The sequence below is a fragment of the Pseudomonas sp. MWU13-2517 genome, from assembly GCF_023242545.1.
GTDB lineage: Bacteria > Pseudomonadota > Gammaproteobacteria > Pseudomonadales > Pseudomonadaceae > Aquipseudomonas.
Genome location: NZ_JALMFA010000015.1, coordinates 113901 through 133471 on the forward strand (window position 1 = coordinate 113901; position 19571 = coordinate 133471).

At 60.0% G+C, this 19571-nt stretch carries 23 protein-coding genes and 1 pseudogene; 13 read left to right on the forward strand and 11 right to left on the reverse strand.

What is annotated here, in order from left to right:
- Positions 1 to 120: 120 nt before the first annotated feature.
- From M5B97_RS21485 to M5B97_RS21505, 5 genes are all read left to right on the forward strand, one after another.
- The gene (locus tag M5B97_RS21485; protein ID WP_123717395.1) at positions 121 to 774 is read left to right on the forward strand and encodes a DedA family protein; all 654 of its coding nucleotides are present in this window, start codon (positions 121 to 123) and stop codon (positions 772 to 774) included.
- Positions 775 to 780: 6 nt separating this feature from the next.
- Positions 781 to 1596, forward strand: coding sequence for a M90 family metallopeptidase (locus M5B97_RS21490; protein WP_134660527.1), 816 nt, complete (start codon positions 781 to 783; stop codon positions 1594 to 1596).
- A gap of 109 nt (positions 1597 to 1705) precedes the next feature.
- On the forward strand, positions 1706 to 2233 hold the full coding sequence (gene ppa / locus M5B97_RS21495; RefSeq protein WP_003176323.1) for an inorganic diphosphatase: 528 nt from the start codon (positions 1706 to 1708) through the stop codon (positions 2231 to 2233).
- Positions 2234 to 2446: 213 nt separating this feature from the next.
- On the forward strand, positions 2447 to 3217 hold the full coding sequence (locus M5B97_RS21500; protein WP_123717393.1) for a S24 family peptidase: 771 nt from the start codon (positions 2447 to 2449) through the stop codon (positions 3215 to 3217).
- 243 nt (positions 3218 to 3460) lie between these two features.
- Positions 3461 to 3952 (forward strand): TetR/AcrR family transcriptional regulator C-terminal domain-containing protein, encoded by a 492-nt coding sequence (locus M5B97_RS21505; protein WP_248732608.1) that lies wholly within the window; start codon positions 3461 to 3463, stop codon positions 3950 to 3952.
- 24 nt (positions 3953 to 3976) lie between these two features.
- Here the strand turns inward: M5B97_RS21505 and M5B97_RS21510 are convergent, their stop codons facing one another.
- The 8 genes from M5B97_RS21510 to M5B97_RS21545 all read right to left on the reverse strand — a co-directional run bounded on the left by M5B97_RS21510 (position 3977) and on the right by M5B97_RS21545 (position 10000).
- Positions 3977 to 5134 carry a glutathionylspermidine synthase family protein gene (locus M5B97_RS21510; RefSeq protein WP_248732609.1) on the reverse strand — a complete coding sequence of 386 codons (1158 nt, stop codon included), beginning with the start codon at positions 5132 to 5134 and terminating at the stop codon, positions 3977 to 3979.
- A gap of 12 nt (positions 5135 to 5146) precedes the next feature.
- Positions 5147 to 5860, reverse strand: coding sequence for a DUF1190 domain-containing protein (locus M5B97_RS21515; protein ID WP_060755234.1), 714 nt, complete (start codon positions 5858 to 5860; stop codon positions 5147 to 5149).
- 18 nt (positions 5861 to 5878) lie between these two features.
- Positions 5879 to 6307, reverse strand: a complete 429-nt coding sequence (locus tag M5B97_RS21520) for a DUF350 domain-containing protein (protein ID WP_090365620.1) — start codon at positions 6305 to 6307, stop codon at positions 5879 to 5881.
- Positions 6308 to 6322: 15 nt separating this feature from the next.
- On the reverse strand, positions 6323 to 6997 hold the full coding sequence (locus M5B97_RS21525; protein ID WP_090365618.1) for a DUF2491 family protein: 675 nt from the start codon (positions 6995 to 6997) through the stop codon (positions 6323 to 6325).
- Complete coding sequence (locus tag M5B97_RS21530) at positions 6984 to 8018, reverse strand: ion channel (protein WP_090365617.1); 1035 nt, start codon at positions 8016 to 8018, stop codon at positions 6984 to 6986. The genes M5B97_RS21525 and M5B97_RS21530 overlap by 14 nt, the downstream gene beginning before the upstream one ends.
- A 69-nt stretch (positions 8019 to 8087) precedes the next feature.
- Positions 8088 to 8648 (reverse strand): rhomboid family intramembrane serine protease, encoded by a 561-nt coding sequence (locus tag M5B97_RS21535; protein WP_090365615.1) that lies wholly within the window; start codon positions 8646 to 8648, stop codon positions 8088 to 8090.
- Between the two features lie 54 nt (positions 8649 to 8702).
- Positions 8703 to 9401 carry a PspA/IM30 family protein gene (locus M5B97_RS21540; RefSeq protein ID WP_060755239.1) on the reverse strand — a complete coding sequence of 233 codons (699 nt, stop codon included), beginning with the start codon at positions 9399 to 9401 and terminating at the stop codon, positions 8703 to 8705.
- Between the two features lie 17 nt (positions 9402 to 9418).
- Positions 9419 to 10000: a YjfI family protein gene (locus M5B97_RS21545; protein WP_060755240.1), complete on the reverse strand. Its 582-nt coding sequence runs from the start codon at positions 9998 to 10000 to the stop codon at positions 9419 to 9421.
- Positions 10001 to 10328: 328 nt separating this feature from the next.
- On the opposite strand from M5B97_RS21545, the gene ycaC reads away from it, so the two are divergent.
- The 8 genes and pseudogenes from ycaC (at position 10329) to M5B97_RS21585 (ending at position 17681) form a co-directional block, all read left to right on the forward strand.
- Positions 10329 to 10961: an isochorismate family cysteine hydrolase YcaC gene (gene ycaC / locus M5B97_RS21550; protein WP_248732610.1), complete on the forward strand. Its 633-nt coding sequence runs from the start codon at positions 10329 to 10331 to the stop codon at positions 10959 to 10961.
- Positions 10962 to 11230: 269 nt separating this feature from the next.
- The gene (locus tag M5B97_RS21555; protein ID WP_248732611.1) at positions 11231 to 11875 is read left to right on the forward strand and encodes an NAD(P)H-dependent oxidoreductase; all 645 of its coding nucleotides are present in this window, start codon (positions 11231 to 11233) and stop codon (positions 11873 to 11875) included.
- A complete protein-coding gene (locus M5B97_RS21560; RefSeq protein ID WP_248732612.1) occupies positions 11814 to 12194 on the forward strand; it encodes a MerR family transcriptional regulator in 381 nt (126 codons plus the stop codon). The genes M5B97_RS21555 and M5B97_RS21560 overlap by 62 nt, the downstream gene beginning before the upstream one ends.
- Positions 12195 to 12306: 112 nt before the next feature.
- Positions 12307 to 12435: pseudogene (locus M5B97_RS21565) on the forward strand (DUF4172 domain-containing protein); the annotation flags it as partial.
- A gap of 78 nt (positions 12436 to 12513) precedes the next feature.
- On the forward strand, positions 12514 to 12756 hold the full coding sequence (locus M5B97_RS21570) for an exodeoxyribonuclease VII small subunit (protein ID WP_248732613.1): 243 nt from the start codon (positions 12514 to 12516) through the stop codon (positions 12754 to 12756).
- Positions 12753 to 13640 (forward strand): (2E,6E)-farnesyl diphosphate synthase, encoded by an 888-nt coding sequence (gene ispA / locus M5B97_RS21575; protein ID WP_248732614.1) that lies wholly within the window; start codon positions 12753 to 12755, stop codon positions 13638 to 13640. The genes M5B97_RS21570 and ispA overlap by 4 nt, the downstream gene beginning before the upstream one ends.
- 110 nt (positions 13641 to 13750) lie before the next feature.
- Positions 13751 to 15649: a 1-deoxy-D-xylulose-5-phosphate synthase gene (gene dxs / locus M5B97_RS21580; protein ID WP_248732615.1), complete on the forward strand. Its 1899-nt coding sequence runs from the start codon at positions 13751 to 13753 to the stop codon at positions 15647 to 15649.
- Between the two features lie 136 nt (positions 15650 to 15785).
- Positions 15786 to 17681 (forward strand): TonB-dependent receptor, encoded by a 1896-nt coding sequence (locus M5B97_RS21585; protein ID WP_248732616.1) that lies wholly within the window; start codon positions 15786 to 15788, stop codon positions 17679 to 17681.
- On the opposite strand, the gene M5B97_RS21590 is transcribed toward M5B97_RS21585, so the two are convergent.
- From M5B97_RS21590 to ribA, 3 genes are read right to left on the reverse strand one after another with little or no spacing between them, the layout of a single operon-like run.
- Positions 17678 to 18472 carry a cobalamin-binding protein gene (locus M5B97_RS21590; RefSeq protein ID WP_248732617.1) on the reverse strand — a complete coding sequence of 265 codons (795 nt, stop codon included), beginning with the start codon at positions 18470 to 18472 and terminating at the stop codon, positions 17678 to 17680. The genes M5B97_RS21585 and M5B97_RS21590 overlap by 4 nt on opposite strands.
- Complete coding sequence (locus M5B97_RS21595) at positions 18469 to 18888, reverse strand: MFS transporter (protein WP_248732618.1); 420 nt, start codon at positions 18886 to 18888, stop codon at positions 18469 to 18471. Before M5B97_RS21595 ends, M5B97_RS21590 begins: the two co-directional genes overlap by 4 nt.
- A complete protein-coding gene (gene ribA / locus M5B97_RS21600) occupies positions 18885 to 19502 on the reverse strand; it encodes a GTP cyclohydrolase II (RefSeq protein WP_123717382.1) in 618 nt (205 codons plus the stop codon). Before ribA ends, M5B97_RS21595 begins: the two co-directional genes overlap by 4 nt.
- Between the last annotated feature and the right edge of the window lie 69 nt (positions 19503 to 19571).

A 19571-nucleotide genomic window follows, 5' to 3' on the forward strand; every position in this document is an offset into this window, starting at 1 on the left:
CGATCCGTATAATGCGGGCCTCTTTCGGTTGTAAGAATCACGACACAAGCTTGTAGCCTAACTTAACCGTAGCCCCCCGCACTGGCCTGCTGAGCCGGGCCATTCACACAGGTGCCATTCATGGATTTCAACCCGCTCGACCTTATCCTGCATCTCGACGTATACCTCGACATGCTGGTGAAAAACTACGGTGTGTGGATCTACGCCATTTTGTTCCTGGTTATTTTTTGTGAAACCGGCCTGGTGGTCATGCCGTTCCTGCCGGGTGATTCGTTGCTGTTCATCGCCGGCGCCGTCGCCGCAGGTGGCGGTATGGACCCGGTATTGCTGGCGGGCCTGTTGATGTTGGCGGCGATCCTCGGGGACAGCACCAACTATGTGATCGGACGAACGGCCGGAGAACGCCTGTTCAGTAACCCGAACTCAAAAATCTTCCGTCGCGACTACCTGCAGAAGACCCACGACTTCTACGACAAGCACGGCGGCAAAACCGTGACCCTGGCGCGTTTCCTGCCAATCCTGCGGACCTTTGCGCCGTTCGTCGCCGGTATCGCCAAAATGCCCTACCCGCGCTTCTTCGGGTTCAGCGTATTCGGCACCGTGATCTGGGTCGGTGGCCTGGTGACCCTGGGTTACTTCTTCGGCAACGTGCCATTTATCAAGAAAAACCTGTCGTTGCTGGTGGTGTTCATCATTCTGCTGTCCCTCGTGCCGATGATCATCGGTGTGATCCGCAGCCGCTTCGGCAACACCTCTTCCGAAGCCAAGCCGTAATCACCGATGTGGTCCCTCAGCGCCTGGCGTCGCCGGCGCCTGCTGGCCAAGCACCCGATTGCCGATGACACCTGGCAACGGGTGCGGCACCACCTGACCTTCCTCGACGGCATCAGCGCCGAGCAGGACCAGTGGCTGCGCGAAGCGTGCGTGGTGTTTCTCGCCGAAAAACACCTCACCGCCCTGCCCGGCGTCGAACTGCATCAGGAACAACGCCTGCTGCTCGCCGCCCAGGCGCAACTGCCCTTGATGAACCTGGGAGACCTGGACTGGTACCAGGGCTTTCACGAAATCGTGCTGTACCCCGACGACTTCCTGAGCCCGCAGCGCCATCGCGATGCCAGCGGCGTCGAGCACGAATGGGACGGCGAACACAGCGGCGAAGCCTGGCAACAAGGCCCGGTGATCCTCGCCTGGCCCGGGGTATTGGCCAGTGGCAAATGGGAAGGCTACAACCTGGTCATCCACGAACTGGCCCACAAACTCGACATGCTCAACGGCGACGCCAACGGCCTGCCGCCGCTGCACCATGACATGCGTGTGCAGGAATGGGCCAGTGTGATGCAAAGCGCCTTTGATGACCTCAATCGCCAGCTGGACGCCAACCCGGACGCCGAAACCGAGATCGACCCCTACGCCGCCGAAAACCCGGCGGAATTCTTCGCCGTTACCAGCGAATATTTCTTCAGTGCCCCGGATTTACTGGTCAGCCACTATCCGCAGGTGTACGCGCAACTCAGCCGTTTTTACCGCCAGGATCCGCTGGAACGCCTGGCCCGGCTGCAAGCCCATGACCCGCACTACCCGCCGCACGGCGTATGAGCTTGCGACGTCTGGCGCATGGCATCGGCGTCAGAATGTGCCTATAATCGCCGCCACTTTTAGGCCAATCCGGCCAAGTTTCTTGGCCAATTAACGGGGGCAACGCCCAATGAGCTACAGCAAGATTCCGGCTGGCAAAGACCTGCCGAACGACATCTACGTCGCCATCGAAATTCCGGCCAACCACGCGCCGATCAAATACGAAATCGACAAAGACAGCGACTGCCTGTTCGTTGACCGTTTCATGGCCACCCCGATGTTCTACCCGGCCAACTACGGTTTCATTCCAAACACCCTGGCTGACGACGGTGACCCCCTCGACGTGCTGGTTGTAACCCCTTACCCGGTTACCCCAGGCTCGGTTATCCGTGCACGTCCAGTTGGCATCCTGAACATGACCGACGACGGCGGCGGCGATGCCAAAGTTATCGCAGTGCCACACGACAAGCTGTCCCAGCTGTATGTGGACGTGAAGGAATACACCGACCTGCCGCCACTGTTGCTGGAGCAGATCAAGCACTTCTTCGAGAACTATAAAGACCTCGAAAAAGGCAAATGGGTGAAGATCGACGGTTGGGGCAACGCAGACGCCGCCCGCGCCGAGATCATGAAGTCGGTTGCCGCCTACAAAGGCTGATACCCACTTCTCATTGCTTCGGCAATTTAAAAAGCCCCGATCATTCGGGGCTTTTTTATGGAAAAAGTTAAACGCCAAGTTCAACTAACAACCACCAACGTTTAACACCGTATAGATATAGAAAAATTCGGCTACAACCCAGCAAAAACCTACACGCGCAATTCAACGCATGGTTTATTTGAATAGCTTTCCCGGCCAGTAAACTCTGCGTTTATGAATACATCAGGTGATCGTCTAAAAGCGCTATTACGGGAAGTTCATCTTTCCGCCTCCGACTTCGCCAAGAACCGCGGCGTCACGCCTCAACACGTGAACAACTGGTTCAAACGCGGTGTCCCCATGGGCCGACTCAACGAGATCGCAGAGTTATTGTGCGTCTCCAGCCGGTGGCTGAACACCGGCCTTGGCCCCAAACACCCGCCGGCCAACTTCCTGTTGGAAGGCCCCACTGCAAGGACTGCACTCGCCCGCGAAGAAAGCGGAAAGTACCTCACAGGCCCCGCCTGCCCTCCGGAAAAACTCGATGTGGAGATCCCCCTCCACCCCACGTTCACCTCCACCGAGCGCATCCGCGTCTCACTGCACACCCTCGACACACTCAACGTGAACCCCGACCGTGCCTGCGGCGCCTACATGGTCGACAACAGCATGATCGAGATCATCCAACAAGGCGCCACCCTCGCCATCGACCGCGGCCGCACCCAAATCATCGACGGCGAAATCTACGCCGTCGAGCACGACGGCATGCTGCGCATCAAATACCTCTACAACCGTCCCGGCGGCGGCCTGCGCATGCGCAGCCACAACGCCGCCGAACACCCGGACGAATACCTGACCTACGAACAACGCTTCGAACAGAGCTTCCAGATCGTGGGTTGGGTGTTCTGGTGGTCCACCCTCAACAACCGACGCCCACCCGTACCGCTGGACGAGCACTTATTGGGCTGGGAAGGCTCTAAATCGGAACCTGAGGTGGGCAATTGAGATGAATGTGGGTATCATGCGCGGCACATTTGGCAGGGGTGGCTTTTAGCTATGCGCCCTGCCAGGCGAAGCGGAGGAGTTCCCGCGGATGCCCCTACTATTCAGCCCGACGCAACGTGGGCTGAGCGATTTGAAGGCTGGTGAAGTTTGTCAAAAACAAGCTGACGCAGTCCCCGAGAAGCCGGCCACAAGCCGGCTTTTTAATGCCTAGAATATCCAAACTTCAATTACCCGCTAAATATTGTGGAACATGTAGCCCCCGACCCTCAGGAACGCTGGCAGGATTATCTGCGTGCGGCGATGGTCAACTGCCATGACGCAGTGCGCCGACATCCGAATATCGCACCACTGCTGGGTTCGCAATTGGTGTCCAACGCCAGCACGGATTTCAAGTTGGTCGAAGGCGTGTTGGCCGCGTTGCAACAGGCCGGTTTCAGCGGCCCTTCCCTGGCTGGGGCCTATAACTCCTTTATCGCCGCCCTCGCCGGGTTCACCACGCTGGAGTTCGCCCCCCTGTCGGAGAACACCGCTGCCTGGCAGCGCCAGGTGCAGGAAAACCTGCGGGCCGTCGACGCGGAGCAACACCCCACGCTCGCGCAGAACATGGACCAATTGAGCAATCGCGGCTTCAGCCTGCGTTGGCAAAATGGTGTCGACGCGGCGCTGAATGACAGCTTCACGTTCTACGTCGACACCCTCCTCTGCGGCCTGGAAACCCTGGCTGCCCGCCGCTGATCATTCGTACCCCAGCGGATGTGCTCAGTCCAGTATCAAGTGCGGCAAAAACCGGCTCGAATCCTTGGTAATCAGACTATTGTCCTCCCGCACGCCGATGCCTGCGGCCTGATCGCCAATCACCCAAGAGCCAATCAGCGTGTAGCTGTCGCCAAACCGTGGCAGCGGCGCAAACTCCTGAAGGATAAACGGCGCATCCGTGTAAGGCCCGTCCTCCTTCACGATCAGGCCGTCGGCGGTTTGCAGCTCAATATTCGCGCCTTCCCGCGAGAAGAACGGCTTGCGCACCCAGCCCTTCGGCACGGCCTTGCCGGGGTCGGCATCCAGGTGGGACGCGAGCAGATTCGGGTGGCCTTTGTTGAACTCCCACAACAGCGGCAGGATGCCTTTGTTGGAGAGGACGGATTTCCAGGCGGGCTCGAAAAACTGCGTGTCACTCTGGGCGATCGCCGCACCAAAAGGCTCGTGGAAGATGAATTCCCAGGCGTGCAGTTTGAACAGGTGGGGAATCCAGCGATCTTCGAGATCGACGAAACGGCCTTCACTGGTCAGACCGATGTCTTCGATGTCGATGTGGCGCGATTCGATGCCGACTGTTTCCGCGACCAGCCGCAGGTAGTCGGTGGTGCCCTTGTCTTCGACCGAGTCTTTCATCGAGGCGAAGTAGAACGGCTGCTTGACCTGCAACTGGGCGAAAGCCTGGTGCAGTTTGGTGTCGATGCTGTTGAACTGGTCGGCATGCTTGGGCAGCAAGCCGCGCTCGATGCATTGTTCCAACCAGCCCCACTGGAACGCCGCCGCTTCATACAAGCTGGTCGGTGTGTCGTAGTTGAGTTCCAGCAACCTGGCCGGCCCGGCGCCGTTGTAGGAGAAGTCCATGCGCCCATACAAGTGCGGGTGCCCTTCGAGCCATGAGGTTCGGATCATGTCGAAGAAGGCTGCGGGAATGCTCAGGCGCCCGAGCAGCTCTTCGCTGTGGACCACGCGGGCCACGAGGTCCATGCACATGTCATGGATCTCGGTGGTCGGGTCTTCGAGGTCTTGCTCGATTTGCTTGAGCGTGAACTGGTAATACGCGCGCTCGTCCCAGTAGGGTTCGTCGTCAATGGTATGGAACAGAAAGCCGAGGCTTTCGGCCGTCTGTTTCCAGTCATGACGCTCTGCGCAATGGATCTTCTTCATGGCCAGATTTCCTTAACTGCTCGACCCGCCGCCGCCCCAGCCGCTGCGTGCGCTGGCCTTGCTGCCAAAACCGCCACGGGAGGTGGACGATGCAACGGACACCGGCTTGCTCGAAGAGCGCAGCGTGTTCGAGTAGTTGCTGCTGCCGTACCGGGCCTGGTTCGAGCGGCCGAATGTAGCCCCATTGGATACGCGCTGGTTGAGCGTCGAGGAGGCGTAGTTGCCGCGATCATCGCGATAGCGATACACCGGCTCGGAGCTGTAGCTGTTGCGGTTGTTGCTCAGCATGTTGCCGATCAGCAGCCCGGTCAGCAGGCTGCTGGTGGAGAAGCCGGAGCCGCCACCGCTGGCTTGCGCGCCAGCCACTTGGGCGTTGGCAGCGTCGACCTGGGACTGTGTCACCTGGCCCGCGGCGGTCAGTTCGAAACCGCCCAGCCTGGGGATGAACTTGCCGGTGGAGTCCTGCTGGCACCAGTCGGCGACAAAGTCGGCATCGCAATCGGCCTGGCTGTCGTACACCGGCGCAATGCGGCGGTGCTCAGCCATGGCCGTCATGTAGGCGTCCGAGCAGACGTCCACCGGAAGCTTTTCATCGGCGCATTGCTGAACCGACTGGAAGTTGTACTTCTTCTGCAAATCGTAGGTTTTTTCCGTCGGCCCACAACCGGATATCGCCATGGCGACCGACGCAGCCAGCGACAGCTGGACATACTTGCTTCGTTTCATCAAAGGCTCCGTGCGCAATCAGTTCTGGGTAGGCGTCATGCACGCGGCATTCAACATGCCGACGCTGATGGCGACGGCGGCCACGTAGATACCGGCCGCGAGCTCGCCGTTCTTGATGCGCTCGGACGTGCCTTTGAGCACCAGGCTGGTCAGCAGAAACGCCAACAGCTGGACGACGGCTGCGATCACCGCCCAGACGGCGAAGTCGAGGAGGTTGATCGAGTAGGCAATCACATTGCTGGCCGGAATCGCGAAACCGATAATCGCACCGCCCAGCGCGACCGCCGCCGCCACGTTGTTCGCACGGATCAGCTCGAACTCCTTGTGCGGGGTGACGCGGGTGTAGATGAACTGGAACAGGCCGAACAGCACGGCAGCCCCCAGGATGTAGATGACAAACCCGAACACGGCCGCTTTGTTCAGGGAAATAGAGAGAGCTTCGAGCATGGACTTCTTCCTTTTTTAGAGCACATTCAAATCGGTTGTGTACAGCGAGATGCCCAGCGACGTGCTCAGGCTGACGGTGCCTTCAGCGTCTTCCTCGACGGAGAACAGCAGGAACTCCCGGCGATCGGTCAGGCCGGTATCACGGGCATATAGCATCGAGCGGTGCTCGACGCTGTAGGAGGTCTCGGGGTTTATCACCTGCTCACTCATCGCCACCAGTTCTGTCTGGCCATTTTCACTGCCCCACACGCGCGCGTATTCGACGCCGTCGTGGGTGTAGGTCGGCAACCCGATCAGGCTTTGCGGGCCGGCCAGCCGACGCAGTTCCGCTTCGCTGCTGAGGGTGACGTAACTCAGGTAGTTGAACAGGATCACTGACTCCACCTGGCCGGCGATGTCGCCTGTGGTGTGCACCTGCAACCAGTAATCTTCATCGTTCATGTAATAGCGCGACAGCCAGGTCGACTGCCCGAGGTCAATGGTGCCGTTGCTCCAGATTTCCTGGGAGCCTGGAATGACCACTGTGGTTTGCCCGTCGAGCAGCAACTTCAGGCTGCTGTCGAACATCACGCCTTTGCCCGGCGCCAGGCCCAGCGGCCCGGTCGTCGGCAGCGGTTCGGCGGCGGCCCGGTTCGCTGGGGTATTCGCGTTCGGGGCCTCAAGCCCCATCAATTGTTTAAACCATCCCATTGGAGATTTCCTTGAGGCGGGTGGAGGCGATGTAGAAAAGTTCGCCGCCTTCAACGCGGGTGGCGCTGGGCGGGTTGATCGACGGTTGCTGGGCATCTTTGGCGCGATAGCCGATGAGCGTGGCGTTGTGCTGTTCTTTCATCCGGGTGTACAGGTCGCCAAAGGTGGCTTCAAAGGCTTCGGGCAACTTCATCAGGTATTGGGTGGCACCCTGCCCCACGCACAGCAGCTCATTAATGACCACCGACGAGCCCGGATCCTGAGAGGCGCGCACCAGCATCTCGATGGCCATGCTTGAGGTGCACTCCAGGCGGGGTGCATAGGAGCTGGCCAGTGCGGCGATTTCACTGTCATTGAAGTGGGCGACCACATGCCCGACAGGATTGAGTTGGTTCACCGCCAGCACGGTGGCCAGGGTCAGATCGTCAGAGGGGGTTCGCACCAGCACGCGTTCTGCACCGGGCACCCCCGCACGCAGCAATAACGCGATGGAGGACAGGCTTTCGCCACGGATGAATGCCGCCTTGCCCGGCATCGGGTTTTCGTCGAGGGTGCAATCGCAGATGACGATCAGGTTGTCGTTCGAGGTCTCGTCTTGCAGCAGCAACTCAATGACCCGCTCACTGGATGCGCCTTCCCAGCCGATGAGCACGGTATGGCCGACCTTGCCGGTGAAATCGCCTTTTCCCTTCATGCCTTTTCTCCATGCATCGATGACACTGCTGGTGGTTTTACCGATGGCCGCGGTCAGCAGCGCGATGCCTCCGAGCATGACCCAAGCCGCCACGAACACTCGGCCTGCCGAAGTCTGCGGCGCAAGATCGCCATAGCCGACGGTCAGCGTGGTGGTGAGATAGAAGTAAACAAATGTGGCGAGAGCGGTCAGGTGTTGTTCGCCCAGATACACCAGGCCCAGATAAGCCGTGCTCAGGTGGACGCCCAAGGCAATGACCAGACCTGCCCAGCCGAAACGGTGAAAAAGGGAGGAAGCGTACATGCGCAATAGAAGAAAAATCGACATTTCGTCCCTGGTTCCCTGGGTTTTTGCTTCCTGATGTCGTCGCCTCGGCATCTGGATGCTCGAGTGCGCTCAGCCGGCATTAAACCTGCTACGTGGTTTGGAGAGAAGTACCTTGGCTGCAATAAATCCGGCGAATGCACCAAACAGATGCCCTTCGAAGGAAACCCCTTGGCGAGGAAGAAAGCCCAGGACCAGGCCGCCATACAGTGCCGCCACGACACCCGCTGTTATCAGGTTGCTCCAGCTCCTGTGAAACCAGGCGCGAGACAACAGGTAGGCCCATAAGCCGAATACCCAACCGCTGGCCCCCACGTGTATGCCCGCGAAACCGAATAACCAGACCAGCGAACCGCCCAGCAGAATAATGATCGCGCTGACGGTCACGAACCGATTGAGCCCTTCGATAATCACCAGCGTGCCCAGCACCAGGAAGGCAATCAGGTTCGCACTCAGGTGGGCGAAAGACGCGTGCAAAAACGGTGACGTGAGGATGCCGGCCAACCCCTGCAGTGTTCTTGGGATCAGACCAAACGCCATGAGGCTGTAGCCGGTCGCTACATTCAGCAGTTGCAGCGCGACCATGAACAGGGCCAGGCCTGCGATTGTCTTGAAACCTTTCAGGGCGTCCATCCTGACCTCGACATAAAAGAAGGGCAGACAGCGCCCTTCTTGTTGCGGCTGTATTTACTCGGCCGACTTTTGCTTCAGACGCTCCAGAATCGCATTGGCACTGCCTTCGTTCGGCGTGATGCCAGCTTCGCGAAGCTTGCGCTCGAGGTCGGTACCGGTCGATGCATCGGCCAGTTCGTCCTGGGCTTGCAGCTCAGCGGCGCGTTGCTGCTGCTTGGCCTGCAGACGATTGAGCGTACCGACGGCGGTTTCCAGCTTGCCGTTGGCACCGCCGCTGGCGATGGAAGCGCTGACCTGGGCCTTCTGCACGCTTTCACGCGCCTTGGCCATATCCACTTGCTGGCGCAGGCTTTTGATCCGGCCTTCGGCCTTGGTGATGTCCTTGCGCATGCCGTCGGCATAGCCACCGAACTCGGCCGCCTGCTTTTGCTCGACGTCGCGGTCGTTGGTCAGGGTCGAAATGGCTTCGGCCACTTCAAGGGCCAGGTCTTCACGATTGGCCTGGATCGCGGCCATCGCCTTGGACTCCAGGTCAGAGATCTTGGCGTTGTACTCATTGACGCGATCAGTCGCCAGTTTGTGTTTGGCCATGATGCTGACCAGTTCACGCTTGGCGTTGGCCAGGGCGCTGTCGGCATCGCGAATTTCCTGGTCGAGGATGCGCAAGGCTTGCTGGTCGACGATCGATTCGCCGACTTCGTTGGCACCGCCACGCAGCGCGGTGAACAGTTTGCTCCAGATGGATTGAGTCATTGGATACTCCCGAATACTTAATTGAAGAAACGTTCAAAGGCTTCGCTGGCGCGCTGCACGTTGTCGACGAGGGTTTTCACCTCGGTCACGATGTTGGTCAGGCTGGAGTCGGAGCTCAACGCGCCGAACATGTTGTAGACGACCTGCCCGTTAGGCATGGACTCGATACCGATGGAAGACAGCGGGAACATTTCCCGGCTGCGCAGCACCGCGTCATTGAACCGGGGTACATCGTTGATGGACTCGACGTCGACCAGCACGGTATCCACGATGATCTGTTCGCCCACCACCGCGATGTAAATCGGCAAGCCACCGAAGTCGTTCATTTCCAGCTTGATACTGGACTCGGAGCCTTGAAGCAGAGAAAGCGTGATGTCCTTGTTGACCACCTCGTCCAGGGCCTGAAGCGCGCTGAAGAGGCGATCGATGTTCCAGTTGGTACCTGCGCTCATATAAGTCTCCGACAAGAATGAGCCAGCTAGAATCGGCTGGCGAAGCTGTTTCTCCATTTGCTTGAGCAGGCTTCGATTTTCGGGAAGCACCCAAGTCTCGTGTTTCACATAACCGGCGGCCGCCAGGCCCGCGCGCATCTGCTTCATGTAGAAGCTCGATGGTTTTTTCGCGGACGGTTTCAAGCGCTCTCCCTGAAGGCTTGCTGAATCGGTCTCGGGCCCTGCTGACGGGCTCGATGGAGAGCTGCTGTTCATACCACTGACCTCGCTCTGAAAAACTCACGCGTGAGAAAATCTACAGGTAATGCTTGTCGGGCTCAATAGCTCACGCGTGAGATTTTTAGCCATTCAATATTGTCCCTTTTGAGTTGACGGTATGACCTGTTTCAGCCGATTTATCGCCCAGCACTCCCCCAGTAATCTGTGCCCATGTTGAACGCAACGCCAAACCCACTTAAACAAAAAGGATTCAACCATGAGCACTCCAACCTACAACCGCCTCAACAAAGACGACGCCGTGGTTCTGCTGGTCGACCACCAGACCGGCCTGATCTCCCTGGTGCAGGACTTCTCCCCCAACGAATTCAAGAACAACGTGCTCGCCCTGGCTGACCTGGCCAAGTTCTTCAACCTGCCGACCATCCTGACCACCAGCTTCGAGCAAGGCCCTAACGGCCCACTGGTGCCGGAGCTGAAGGAAATGTTCCCGGACGCGCCGTACATCGCTCGCCCTGGTCAGATCAATGCGTGGGACAACGAAGATTTCGTGAAGGCGATCAAGGCCACCGGCCGCAAGCAGATCATCATTGCCGGTGTGGTGACGGATGTGTGCGTGGCGTTCCCGACGTTGTCGGCATTGGCGGAAGGGTTTGAGGTGTTTGTGGTCACCGATGCGTCCGGTACTTTCAACACCACGGTGCAGCAAGCGGCGTGGAGCCGGATGACCCAAGCCGGGGCACAGATGATGAACTGGTTCTCGGTGGCGTGTGAGCTGCACCGCGACTGGCGCAACGATATCGAAGGGCTGGGGAACCTGTTGTCCCAACGTATCCCTAACTATCGCAACTTGATGAATGGGTATGCGGCGCTGACGGCCCATCAGAAGTAAGCCGACCGAGTCGTGACGACAAGCCTGCCCTGAAAAGCAGGCTTGCATTACTTTCCCGGTTCGCCCCCGCCAACTCTCGCTCAATCTGTTCAATGCAGGGAAAATTGAGCCGCTGCGCTCCAGCAGGCGGTTTTTAATGTGCAGCACCAGCGTGTTGCCGAGACCATTCGCCATTGGGTCGACAACAAACATGGCGTTAGCCGTGGTCCTTGACTCTCCCCTATACGGCACCCCCTACCCTGAAACCCCCTTTCAGGATTCACCCCACCGTGTCCCAACGCATCCTCGTCATCCTCGGCCACCCATCCTCCACCAGTTTCTGTTCGGCCCTGGCTGACACCTACATCCACGGCGCAAAAGCCGCCGGTCATCAAATACGCGTCCTGCGCTTGGGCGACCTGGCTTTCGACCCGGTCCTGCATCATGGCTACAGCCAGAGCCAACCGCTGGAACCCGACCTGCTCAGCGCGCAATCCGACATCCTCTGGGCCAACCATCTGACGTTTGTCTTCCCGATCTGGTGGGGCGGTATCCCCGCCTTGATGAAGGGCTTCATTGACCGCGTTTTCCTGTCCGGTTTTGCCTTCAAGTACCGGGCAGGCAAGGCTTTCCCCGACAAGCTGCTGCGAGGCCGGACCGCACACCTGTTGGTGACCCTGGATACACCACCGTGGTACTACCGCTGGTTCTATCACATGCCGGGCATCCATCAGATGCGCAAGACCACGCTGGGGTTGTGTGGCATCAAGCCGGTCAAGACGTTACTGTTCGGGCCAGTGCTGGGCTCTACACTGACGCAGCGGGCCAAGTGGTTGAAACAGGTCCTCGCACTATTTGAAAAAGGGAATTTTCATGTACATCGGCAAAGCCGCGCAAAGGTCGGGCACGACCATCAAGGCGATTCGTCACTATGAGGCAATTGGGCTGCTGCCGGCACCGCGGCGGCAGGGCCAGTATCGGGTTTATTCGGAGCAGAGCGTCGAGCTGCTGATGTTTATCAAGTGCGCGCAACAGCTGGGGTTCAAGCTCAAGGAATTGCAGGAAATCCTGCACGAGCATCAAGGTGACACATTGCCTTGGGAACGGGCGGACCAGGCCATCGCCAACAAGAAGCACGAGCTGGCGGTGCAGATCATTACGCTGCAAAAGATGCAGGCAGGCTTGCTGGAATTCGAAAGCCAATTGAAGAACGCACAAGAGCGATGCACTCAGTCGCAGGCAATGCCCGCCTGAGGCGTGAGCCGATTAGGATGCACAATCGGCTCACTAAATGAGCCGAATAAGCACCCTATTCGGCTCACGCCTCAGGTATTTCCTCGATGGACCATCCACACTGGATCTGGCAGCCGTAGCGAAGGTATCCAAGGCCACGGCAACGCGACACCTGGCGGACTTGCTGGATAAAAACTGCCTGGTGCGATTAGCCGGTGGAGGCCGTAGCACGCGCTATCAAATCAACGGTCGGGGCAACTGAAACACCCCCTCCTCATTTGCCCCAGTCCCCCATGTCTGCTAGTGTCGCGCCGGTTTACCGTCTACCGGAATAGCCGCCATGGCCCGCAAAAAAGTTGCACTCGATTTCGAACAATCCCTCGCCGAACTGCAAACCCTGGTCGAGCGTCTGGAGAACGGCGAGTTGTCGCTGGAAGACTCGTTGACGGCGTTTGAGCAAGGCATCGGCCTGACTCGCGACTGCCAGAGCGCGTTGGCGCAGGCGGAGCAGAAGGTGCAGGTGCTGCTGGAACGTGACGGGGAGTTGGCCGAGGAACCTTTCGATGCGGAAGAGCCGCAATGATCGACGCGTATCAGGCCAGTAGCCAAGCCCGGGTCAATGCGGCGCTGGAACCGTTGTTCGTTGCGCCAAGCCCGGAAATGGACCGCCTTTATGCAGCCATGCGCTACAGCGTGATGAATGGCGGCAAGCGTGTGCGCCCCTTGCTGGCCTATGCGGCCTGTGAAGCGCTGGGTGCGCCGGCCGAGAAGGCCAATGGCGCGGCGTGTGCGGTTGAACTGATTCACGCCTACTCCCTGGTGCATGACGACTTGCCGGCCATGGACGACGACGACCTGCGTCGCGGCCAGCCGACGACCCATAAAGCCTTTGACGAGGCTTATGCGATTCTGGCCGGTGATGGCCTGCAGAGCCTGGCGTTCAGCGCCTTGCTGGACCCGCGCTTGAGCAGCGTGAGTGCCGAGATCCGCCTGCGCATGGTGACTGCACTGGCCCACGCCGCGGGCCCGGCCGGCATGGTGGGCGGGCAAGCCATCGACATGGGCTCCGTCAGCCTCAAACTGGGCCAGCAAGCCCTGGAACATATGCATCGCCACAAGACCGGCGCATTGATCGAAGCCGCCGTGCACCTGGGCGCCCTGGCCAGTGGCCGCGCGCAAGCTGCACAATTGGCGGCCCTGCAGACCTACTCCCAAGCCATCGGCCTGGCGTTCCAGGTGCAGGACGACATTCTCGACGTGGAGAGTGACACCGCCACCCTGGGCAAACGCCAAGGTGCCGATATCGCACGGGACAAACCGACCTATCCGTCGCTGCTCGGCCTTGACGCCGCCAAGGTCTACGCCCTGGAACTGCGCGACCAGGCCCTGGATGCCCTGCGACCTTTCGACGCGGCAGCCGAGCCACTGCGCAACCTGGCGCGGTATATCGTCGAACGTCGCCACTGATAAGTGCGGCCATTCACGCCGCATATCAGCCAAGTTCGGCGCTCCGCGTGGGCAGTTTGCGATGCTTGAGGTAAACTGCCGCCTCTTTTATACCTATAACGATTCGCCTGATGCCCACGACGTTTCAAGAGATTCCCCGCAAGCGCCCGTCCACGCCCCTGCTCGACCGTGCTGCCACGCCGGACGGCCTGCGTCGACTGGGTGAAGCCGAGCTGGAAACCCTGGCCGATGAGTTGCGCCTGGAATTGCTCTACACGGTCGGCCAGACCGGTGGGCATTTCGGTGCCGGGCTGGGCGTGATCGAGCTGACCATCGCCCTGCATTACGTGTTCGACACGCCGGATGACCGGCTGGTGTGGGACGTGGGCCACCAGGCGTATCCACATAAAATCCTGACCGGCCGTCGCGAACGCATGGGTACTCTGCGCCAGAAAGACGGCCTAGCCGCCTTCCCGCGTCGCGCCGAGAGCGAGTACGACACCTTTGGCGTCGGCCACTCCAGCACCTCTATCAGTGCGGCGCTGGGCATGGCGATTGCCGCCCGCCTGCAAAACAGCGATCGCAAGGCGATTGCGGTGATTGGTGACGGCGCGCTGACCGCCGGCATGGCTTTCGAGGCGCTGAACCACGCGCCGGAAGTGGACGCCAACATGCTGGTGATCCTCAACGACAATGACATGTCGATCTCGCGCAATGTCGGTGGCCTGTCCAATTACCTGGCCAAAATCCTCTCCAGCCGTACTTACGCCAGCATGCGTGAGGGCAGTAAGAAGGTGCTCTCGCGTCTGCCCGGCGCGTGGGAAATTGCCCGCCGCACTGAAGAGTATGCCAAGGGCATGCTGGTGCCCGGCACCCTGTTCGAAGAGCTGGGCTGGAACTACATCGGCCCCATCGATGGCCACGACCTGCCGACCCTGATCGCCACGTTGCGCAATATGCGTGACCTCAAAGGCCCGCAGTTCCTGCATATCGTCACCAAGAAGGGCAAAGGCTTCGCCCCGGCGGAAGTCGACCCGATCGGCTACCACGCGATCACCAAGCTGGAGCCGCTGGACGCCCCCGCCGCCGCGCCGAAAAAAGCCAGCGGGCCGAAGTATTCCGGGGTGTTTGGCGAATGGCTGTGCGACATGGCCGCCGCCGACCCGCGCCTGGTAGGCATAACCCCGGCGATGAAGGAAGGCTCCGACCTGGTGGCGTTCAGCGAGCGTTTCCCGTTGCGCTACTTCGACGTGGCGATTGCCGAGCAGCACGCGGTCACGTTCGCCGCCGGCATGGCCTGTGAAGGCGCCAAGCCGGTGGTGGCGATTTACTCGACGTTCCTGCAGCGCGCTTATGACCAGCTTGTTCACGATGTGGCCGTGCAGAATCTCGACGTCTTGTTCGCCATTGATCGCGCCGGCCTGGTGGGCGAAGACGGCCCTACCCACGCCGGCAGTTTCGATCTGTCGTACCTGCGTTGCATCCCCGGCATGCTGGTGATGACACCGAGCGACGAGAACGAACTGCGCAAAATGCTCAGCACCGGCCACCTGTACAACGGCCCGGCCGCCGTGCGTTACCCACGTGGCACTGGCCCGAATGCAGTGATCGAGAAGGACCTGGAGCCTATCGAAATCGGCAAAGGCATCGTGCGCCGCCAAGGCAGCAAAACTGCATTCCTGGTGTTTGGCGTGCAATTGGCCGAAGCCTTGAAAGTGGCCGAGAAGATCGACGCCACCGTGGTCGACATGCGTTTCGTCAAACCGCTCGACGAAGCGCTCGTGCGCGAAGTTGCCGGTAGCCATGAGCTGTTGGTGACCATCGAAGAGAACGCCATCATGGGTGGCGCGGGCGCGGCGGTCAGTGAGTTCCTGGCGCGGAAGAACGTGCTCAAGTCGGTGCTGCACCTGGGCTTGCCGGATGTGTACGTCGAACATGCCAAACCGGCGCAGATGCTGGCTGAATGCGGGCTGGATGAAGCCGGCATTGAGGCAGCAGTGCGCGAGCGCATGGCGCTACTGAACCTGTAAGTCGAAGCCAAATGTGGAAGGGGGCTTGCTCCCGATAGCGGTGGATCAGCCATGGGTGGTGAGGCTGATCCAGTGCAATCGGGAGCGAGCCTTCTTCCATTTGATTTATGCCAAATTCCAATGCTACGGAAAGCCCATGAACCGCCTGCGCTTTGCCCTGCCGCTGTTACTGCTCCCCGCTACCGACCTGCTCGCCGACACCTTCGAGCGCGACAACGCCCTGAAACTCCCCGATGTCGTCATCAGCGCCAACCGCCAGGTCCAGGCGCGCAGCGACAGCAGCGCCACCAACACCGTCTTCACTCGCGACGATATCGAACGCTTGCAGCCCACCAGCGTGAGCGACTTGCTGAGCCGTGTGCCCGGCGTGCAAGTGGCACAAAGTGGTGGTCGTGGCAGCGCGACCAACGTTTATATTCGTGGAACCTCCACCGCCCAGAGCCTGGTGCTGGTGGACGGCCAGCGCATCAGCAGCTCCACCACCGGCACCAGCAACCTGCAATACCTCAACATCGAGCAGATCGAACGTATAGAGGTGCTACGGGGTTCACGCTCGGCGATCTACGGCAGCGATGCCATCGGCGGGGTGATTCAGATCTTCACACGGCGCAATACGGCGTCCGGTCTGCAACCGCGCATGCATGTGGGCTTCGGCAGCCACCAGACATGGGAGCGCAGCCTGGGATTGTCCGGGGGCGACCAGCAAACCCGCTTCAACCTCGGTGCCAGCCTGGATGACACCGCCGGGATCAATCGCACCTACACGTCGTACCCCAGCGATGGCGACCATGATGCCTATCGCAACCAAGCCATCAGTTTCAGCCTGAGCCACGCGTTCACCGATGATGTCGATGCCGGCATAAACGTGCTGGATAACCGTGGCAAAAGCGAATTCGACAACCCCTTTGGTCGCTATGACTCGGCCACCTACCAGAGTTTCCAACAGAAACCCTACACCGACTTCACCGTCAGTAACGTCAGCAGCTTTATCGACGCCCATGTCAACGACATCTGGAAATCGCGCGTAGAACTGGGCCACAGCGAAAACCGCGAAAAATCCCTGGATAAACTCAGCGATGAACGCAGTATGTTCAACACCTACCGCAACTCGCTGAACTGGCAGAACGATCTGACCCTCAATGATCAGAACAGTCTTATCCTGGGCGCCGACTGGTACGAAGACCAGGTCAACAGCAGCACCGCGTTCGCCGAAGACAGCCGCTGGAACCGCGCGGCGTTTATCCAGCACCGCTTTCAAGCCCGGTACTTTTCCACAGAGCTGGGCCTGCGACGCGACCAGAACCAACAGTTCGGCGCTCATAACAGCTGGAGCGGCGCCTTGACCCTGCCCATCAACCCGGACAACGATCTGCTGCTGAGCTACAGCGAGGGTTTTCGTGCCCCGACGTTCAATGACCTGTACTACCCGGACGAATACGGTTTTAAAAACAGCAACCCGGATCTGAAACCCGAAACCTCGAAAAGCTACGAAGTGCAATGGCGCAGCCAGCTCAGCGACACCCTCCGCCTGGAGGCTTCGCTGTACCGCACCGATATTCGGGACGCCATCGTATTCGGCAGCGCAGGCCCGCAAAACGTCAGCTCGGCGCGCATCAACGGCTTCGAAGCCACGCTCCGGCAAGAGCTGTTCGGCTGGCAAGGCAGCCTGGGGCTGGCGATGATTGACCCACGCGACCGCGACTCCGGGCGCACCTTGGTGCGTCGCGCCCGACGCACCGTGAGCCTTGACCTGGATCGGCAATTCGACCGACTCGGCGTCGGCGCCAGTTGGCAAGCCGTCAGCAGCAGCTACGACGACCCGCAGAACCAACACCCGTTGGCCGGTTATGGATTGCTCGGGTTGCGCGCCAGCTGGGCCGTGAACCATGAAGTCGCGCTGAACGTGAAGGTCGATAACCTGCTGGATAAACGCTACAGCCGCGCGTTGTATCAGTATCAAGGCCAGCAATATGGCTATCGGGAAGAAGGTCGGGCACTGATGTTTGGCGTGACCTGGACACCGGAACTCTAACGGGCCATCACCTCACACAATCGCGCCACCGCCTCCAGCATCTGCCCGCTGGGCCGTTCAAGGCCCTTGTCCGGCACCAGCAATAAACGCCCCTGCGCCACCGCGGCGACTTGGGGCCATGCCTTCCACGCGTCCAACTGAGGCTGATCCCCCGCCAGGATTACTTCGGGATTACGCTGTAATACCGACTCGATACTGACTTGCGGCGCGGGCAGCTTGAGGTCGTCGAAGACATTGCGTGCACCGCACACACTCAGCGCATCGCTGATGATCTGCCCACCGCCGACGGTATACAGCGGCTGGTTCCACACCTGGTAGAACACCCGCAGCGGTTCGGTACGCTGATAGCGCCGGCGCAGTTCGGCGAGACGTTGGCGCAATTGCGCGGCCAGCTGTCGACCCGTATCAGGGCGGCCCAATTGCTCGGCGATCGCCTGAACCTGCGTGGTGAGTTGTTCAAGGCTGTGGGGCTCGGCGACGTACACCGGAATGTTCAGGCGCTGCAGTTGCTCACGCTGGGCCGGGCCGACGCTGCCGGGCCACAGCAGGATCAGGTCGGGTTTGAGACTGAGCAGGCGCTCCATGTCCAATTGGCCGTAACGCCCGACCGAGGGCACCTTGGCCAATGCAGCAGGCCTTTCGCCGCCGTCGAGCACGCCCACCAGCAGGTCGGCGGCACCCAGTTCCACCACCATTTCAGAGAGGGACGGCGCCAGGCTGACCACACGTTCAACGGCCATCCCCTGAACACTGAATGCCAGCAGCAACACCGCCAGCCAGTAGCGCCTCATCCCAGCTGACGCGGGATGCGGTAAAGGTAGAACAACACCAGGGTCGACAGTGCCAGTAAGCACAAGGGCACCGCTTCCAGGCCAACGAATACCGCCAGCGCACCGATCCAGGCCGGCAAGGCAGCCACCAGCAACGCCGTGCGTCGACGGGCCGCGAGGGTGATCCAGGCAGCCGGTTCATCTTGGGTGTCGAGGGCTTTAGAGGTGGCGATCAGGGCATGTTTATAGCCGTTAAAGTAACGCAGGCTCAAAAACATCGAGGCCACACCGGCGATAAAAAACGGCATGGCCAATATCGACAGCATCGGTTCGGCCTGGCCGAACAGCAGGTTGATCATGAACAAGGGCAGCAACGCCAGGGCCAGGTACTGCCACCAGTTGAAGGACAGTCGTCGTTTCACCTGGCCACGGGTCACGCGCGGTCGACCTCGCCCTGGTGCTCGTTGCCCATCATGTGGTCGAGTTTGCTCGCCTTGGTCGCCAGGTAGAGCTTGTTGTGCGGGTTATGCCCAGTGTGCAGCGGCACCCGTTCGGCCACGGTGATGCCCATCTCGGTCAAGGCCTTGACCTTGCGCGGGTTGTTGGTCATCAGGCGCAGGGATTTCACACCCAGATGCTCCAGCATCGGCAGGCAGATGCCGTAGTCACGCTGATCGGCGGCAAAACCCAGGCGTTCGTTGGCTTCGACGGTGTCGGCCCCGCCGTCCTGCAGCTCATAGGCGCGGATCTTGTTCATCAGGCCAATACCACGACCTTCCTGGCGCAGGTACAGCAACACACCACGGCCTTCCCGGGCGATGGCTCGCAATGCGGCTTCCAACTGCGAACCACAGTCGCAACGCTGGCTGAACAGCGCGTCACCGGTCAGGCACTCGGAATGCACACGGCCCAGCACCGGCGCGCCATCGGCGATGTCACCCAGGCTGAGCACAACGTGCTCGCGGCCGGTGGCCTCTTCGAGAAAGCCGTTCATGGTGAAGGTGGCAAAAGGGGTAGGCAGCTTGGAAGCGGCGACGAAAACGACGGGCACCGTGTGCTCCTGATTTCAGATTTCACAGAGGCTGTCATTGTAACAGCAGGTTCCTACAGACGCTTAAGC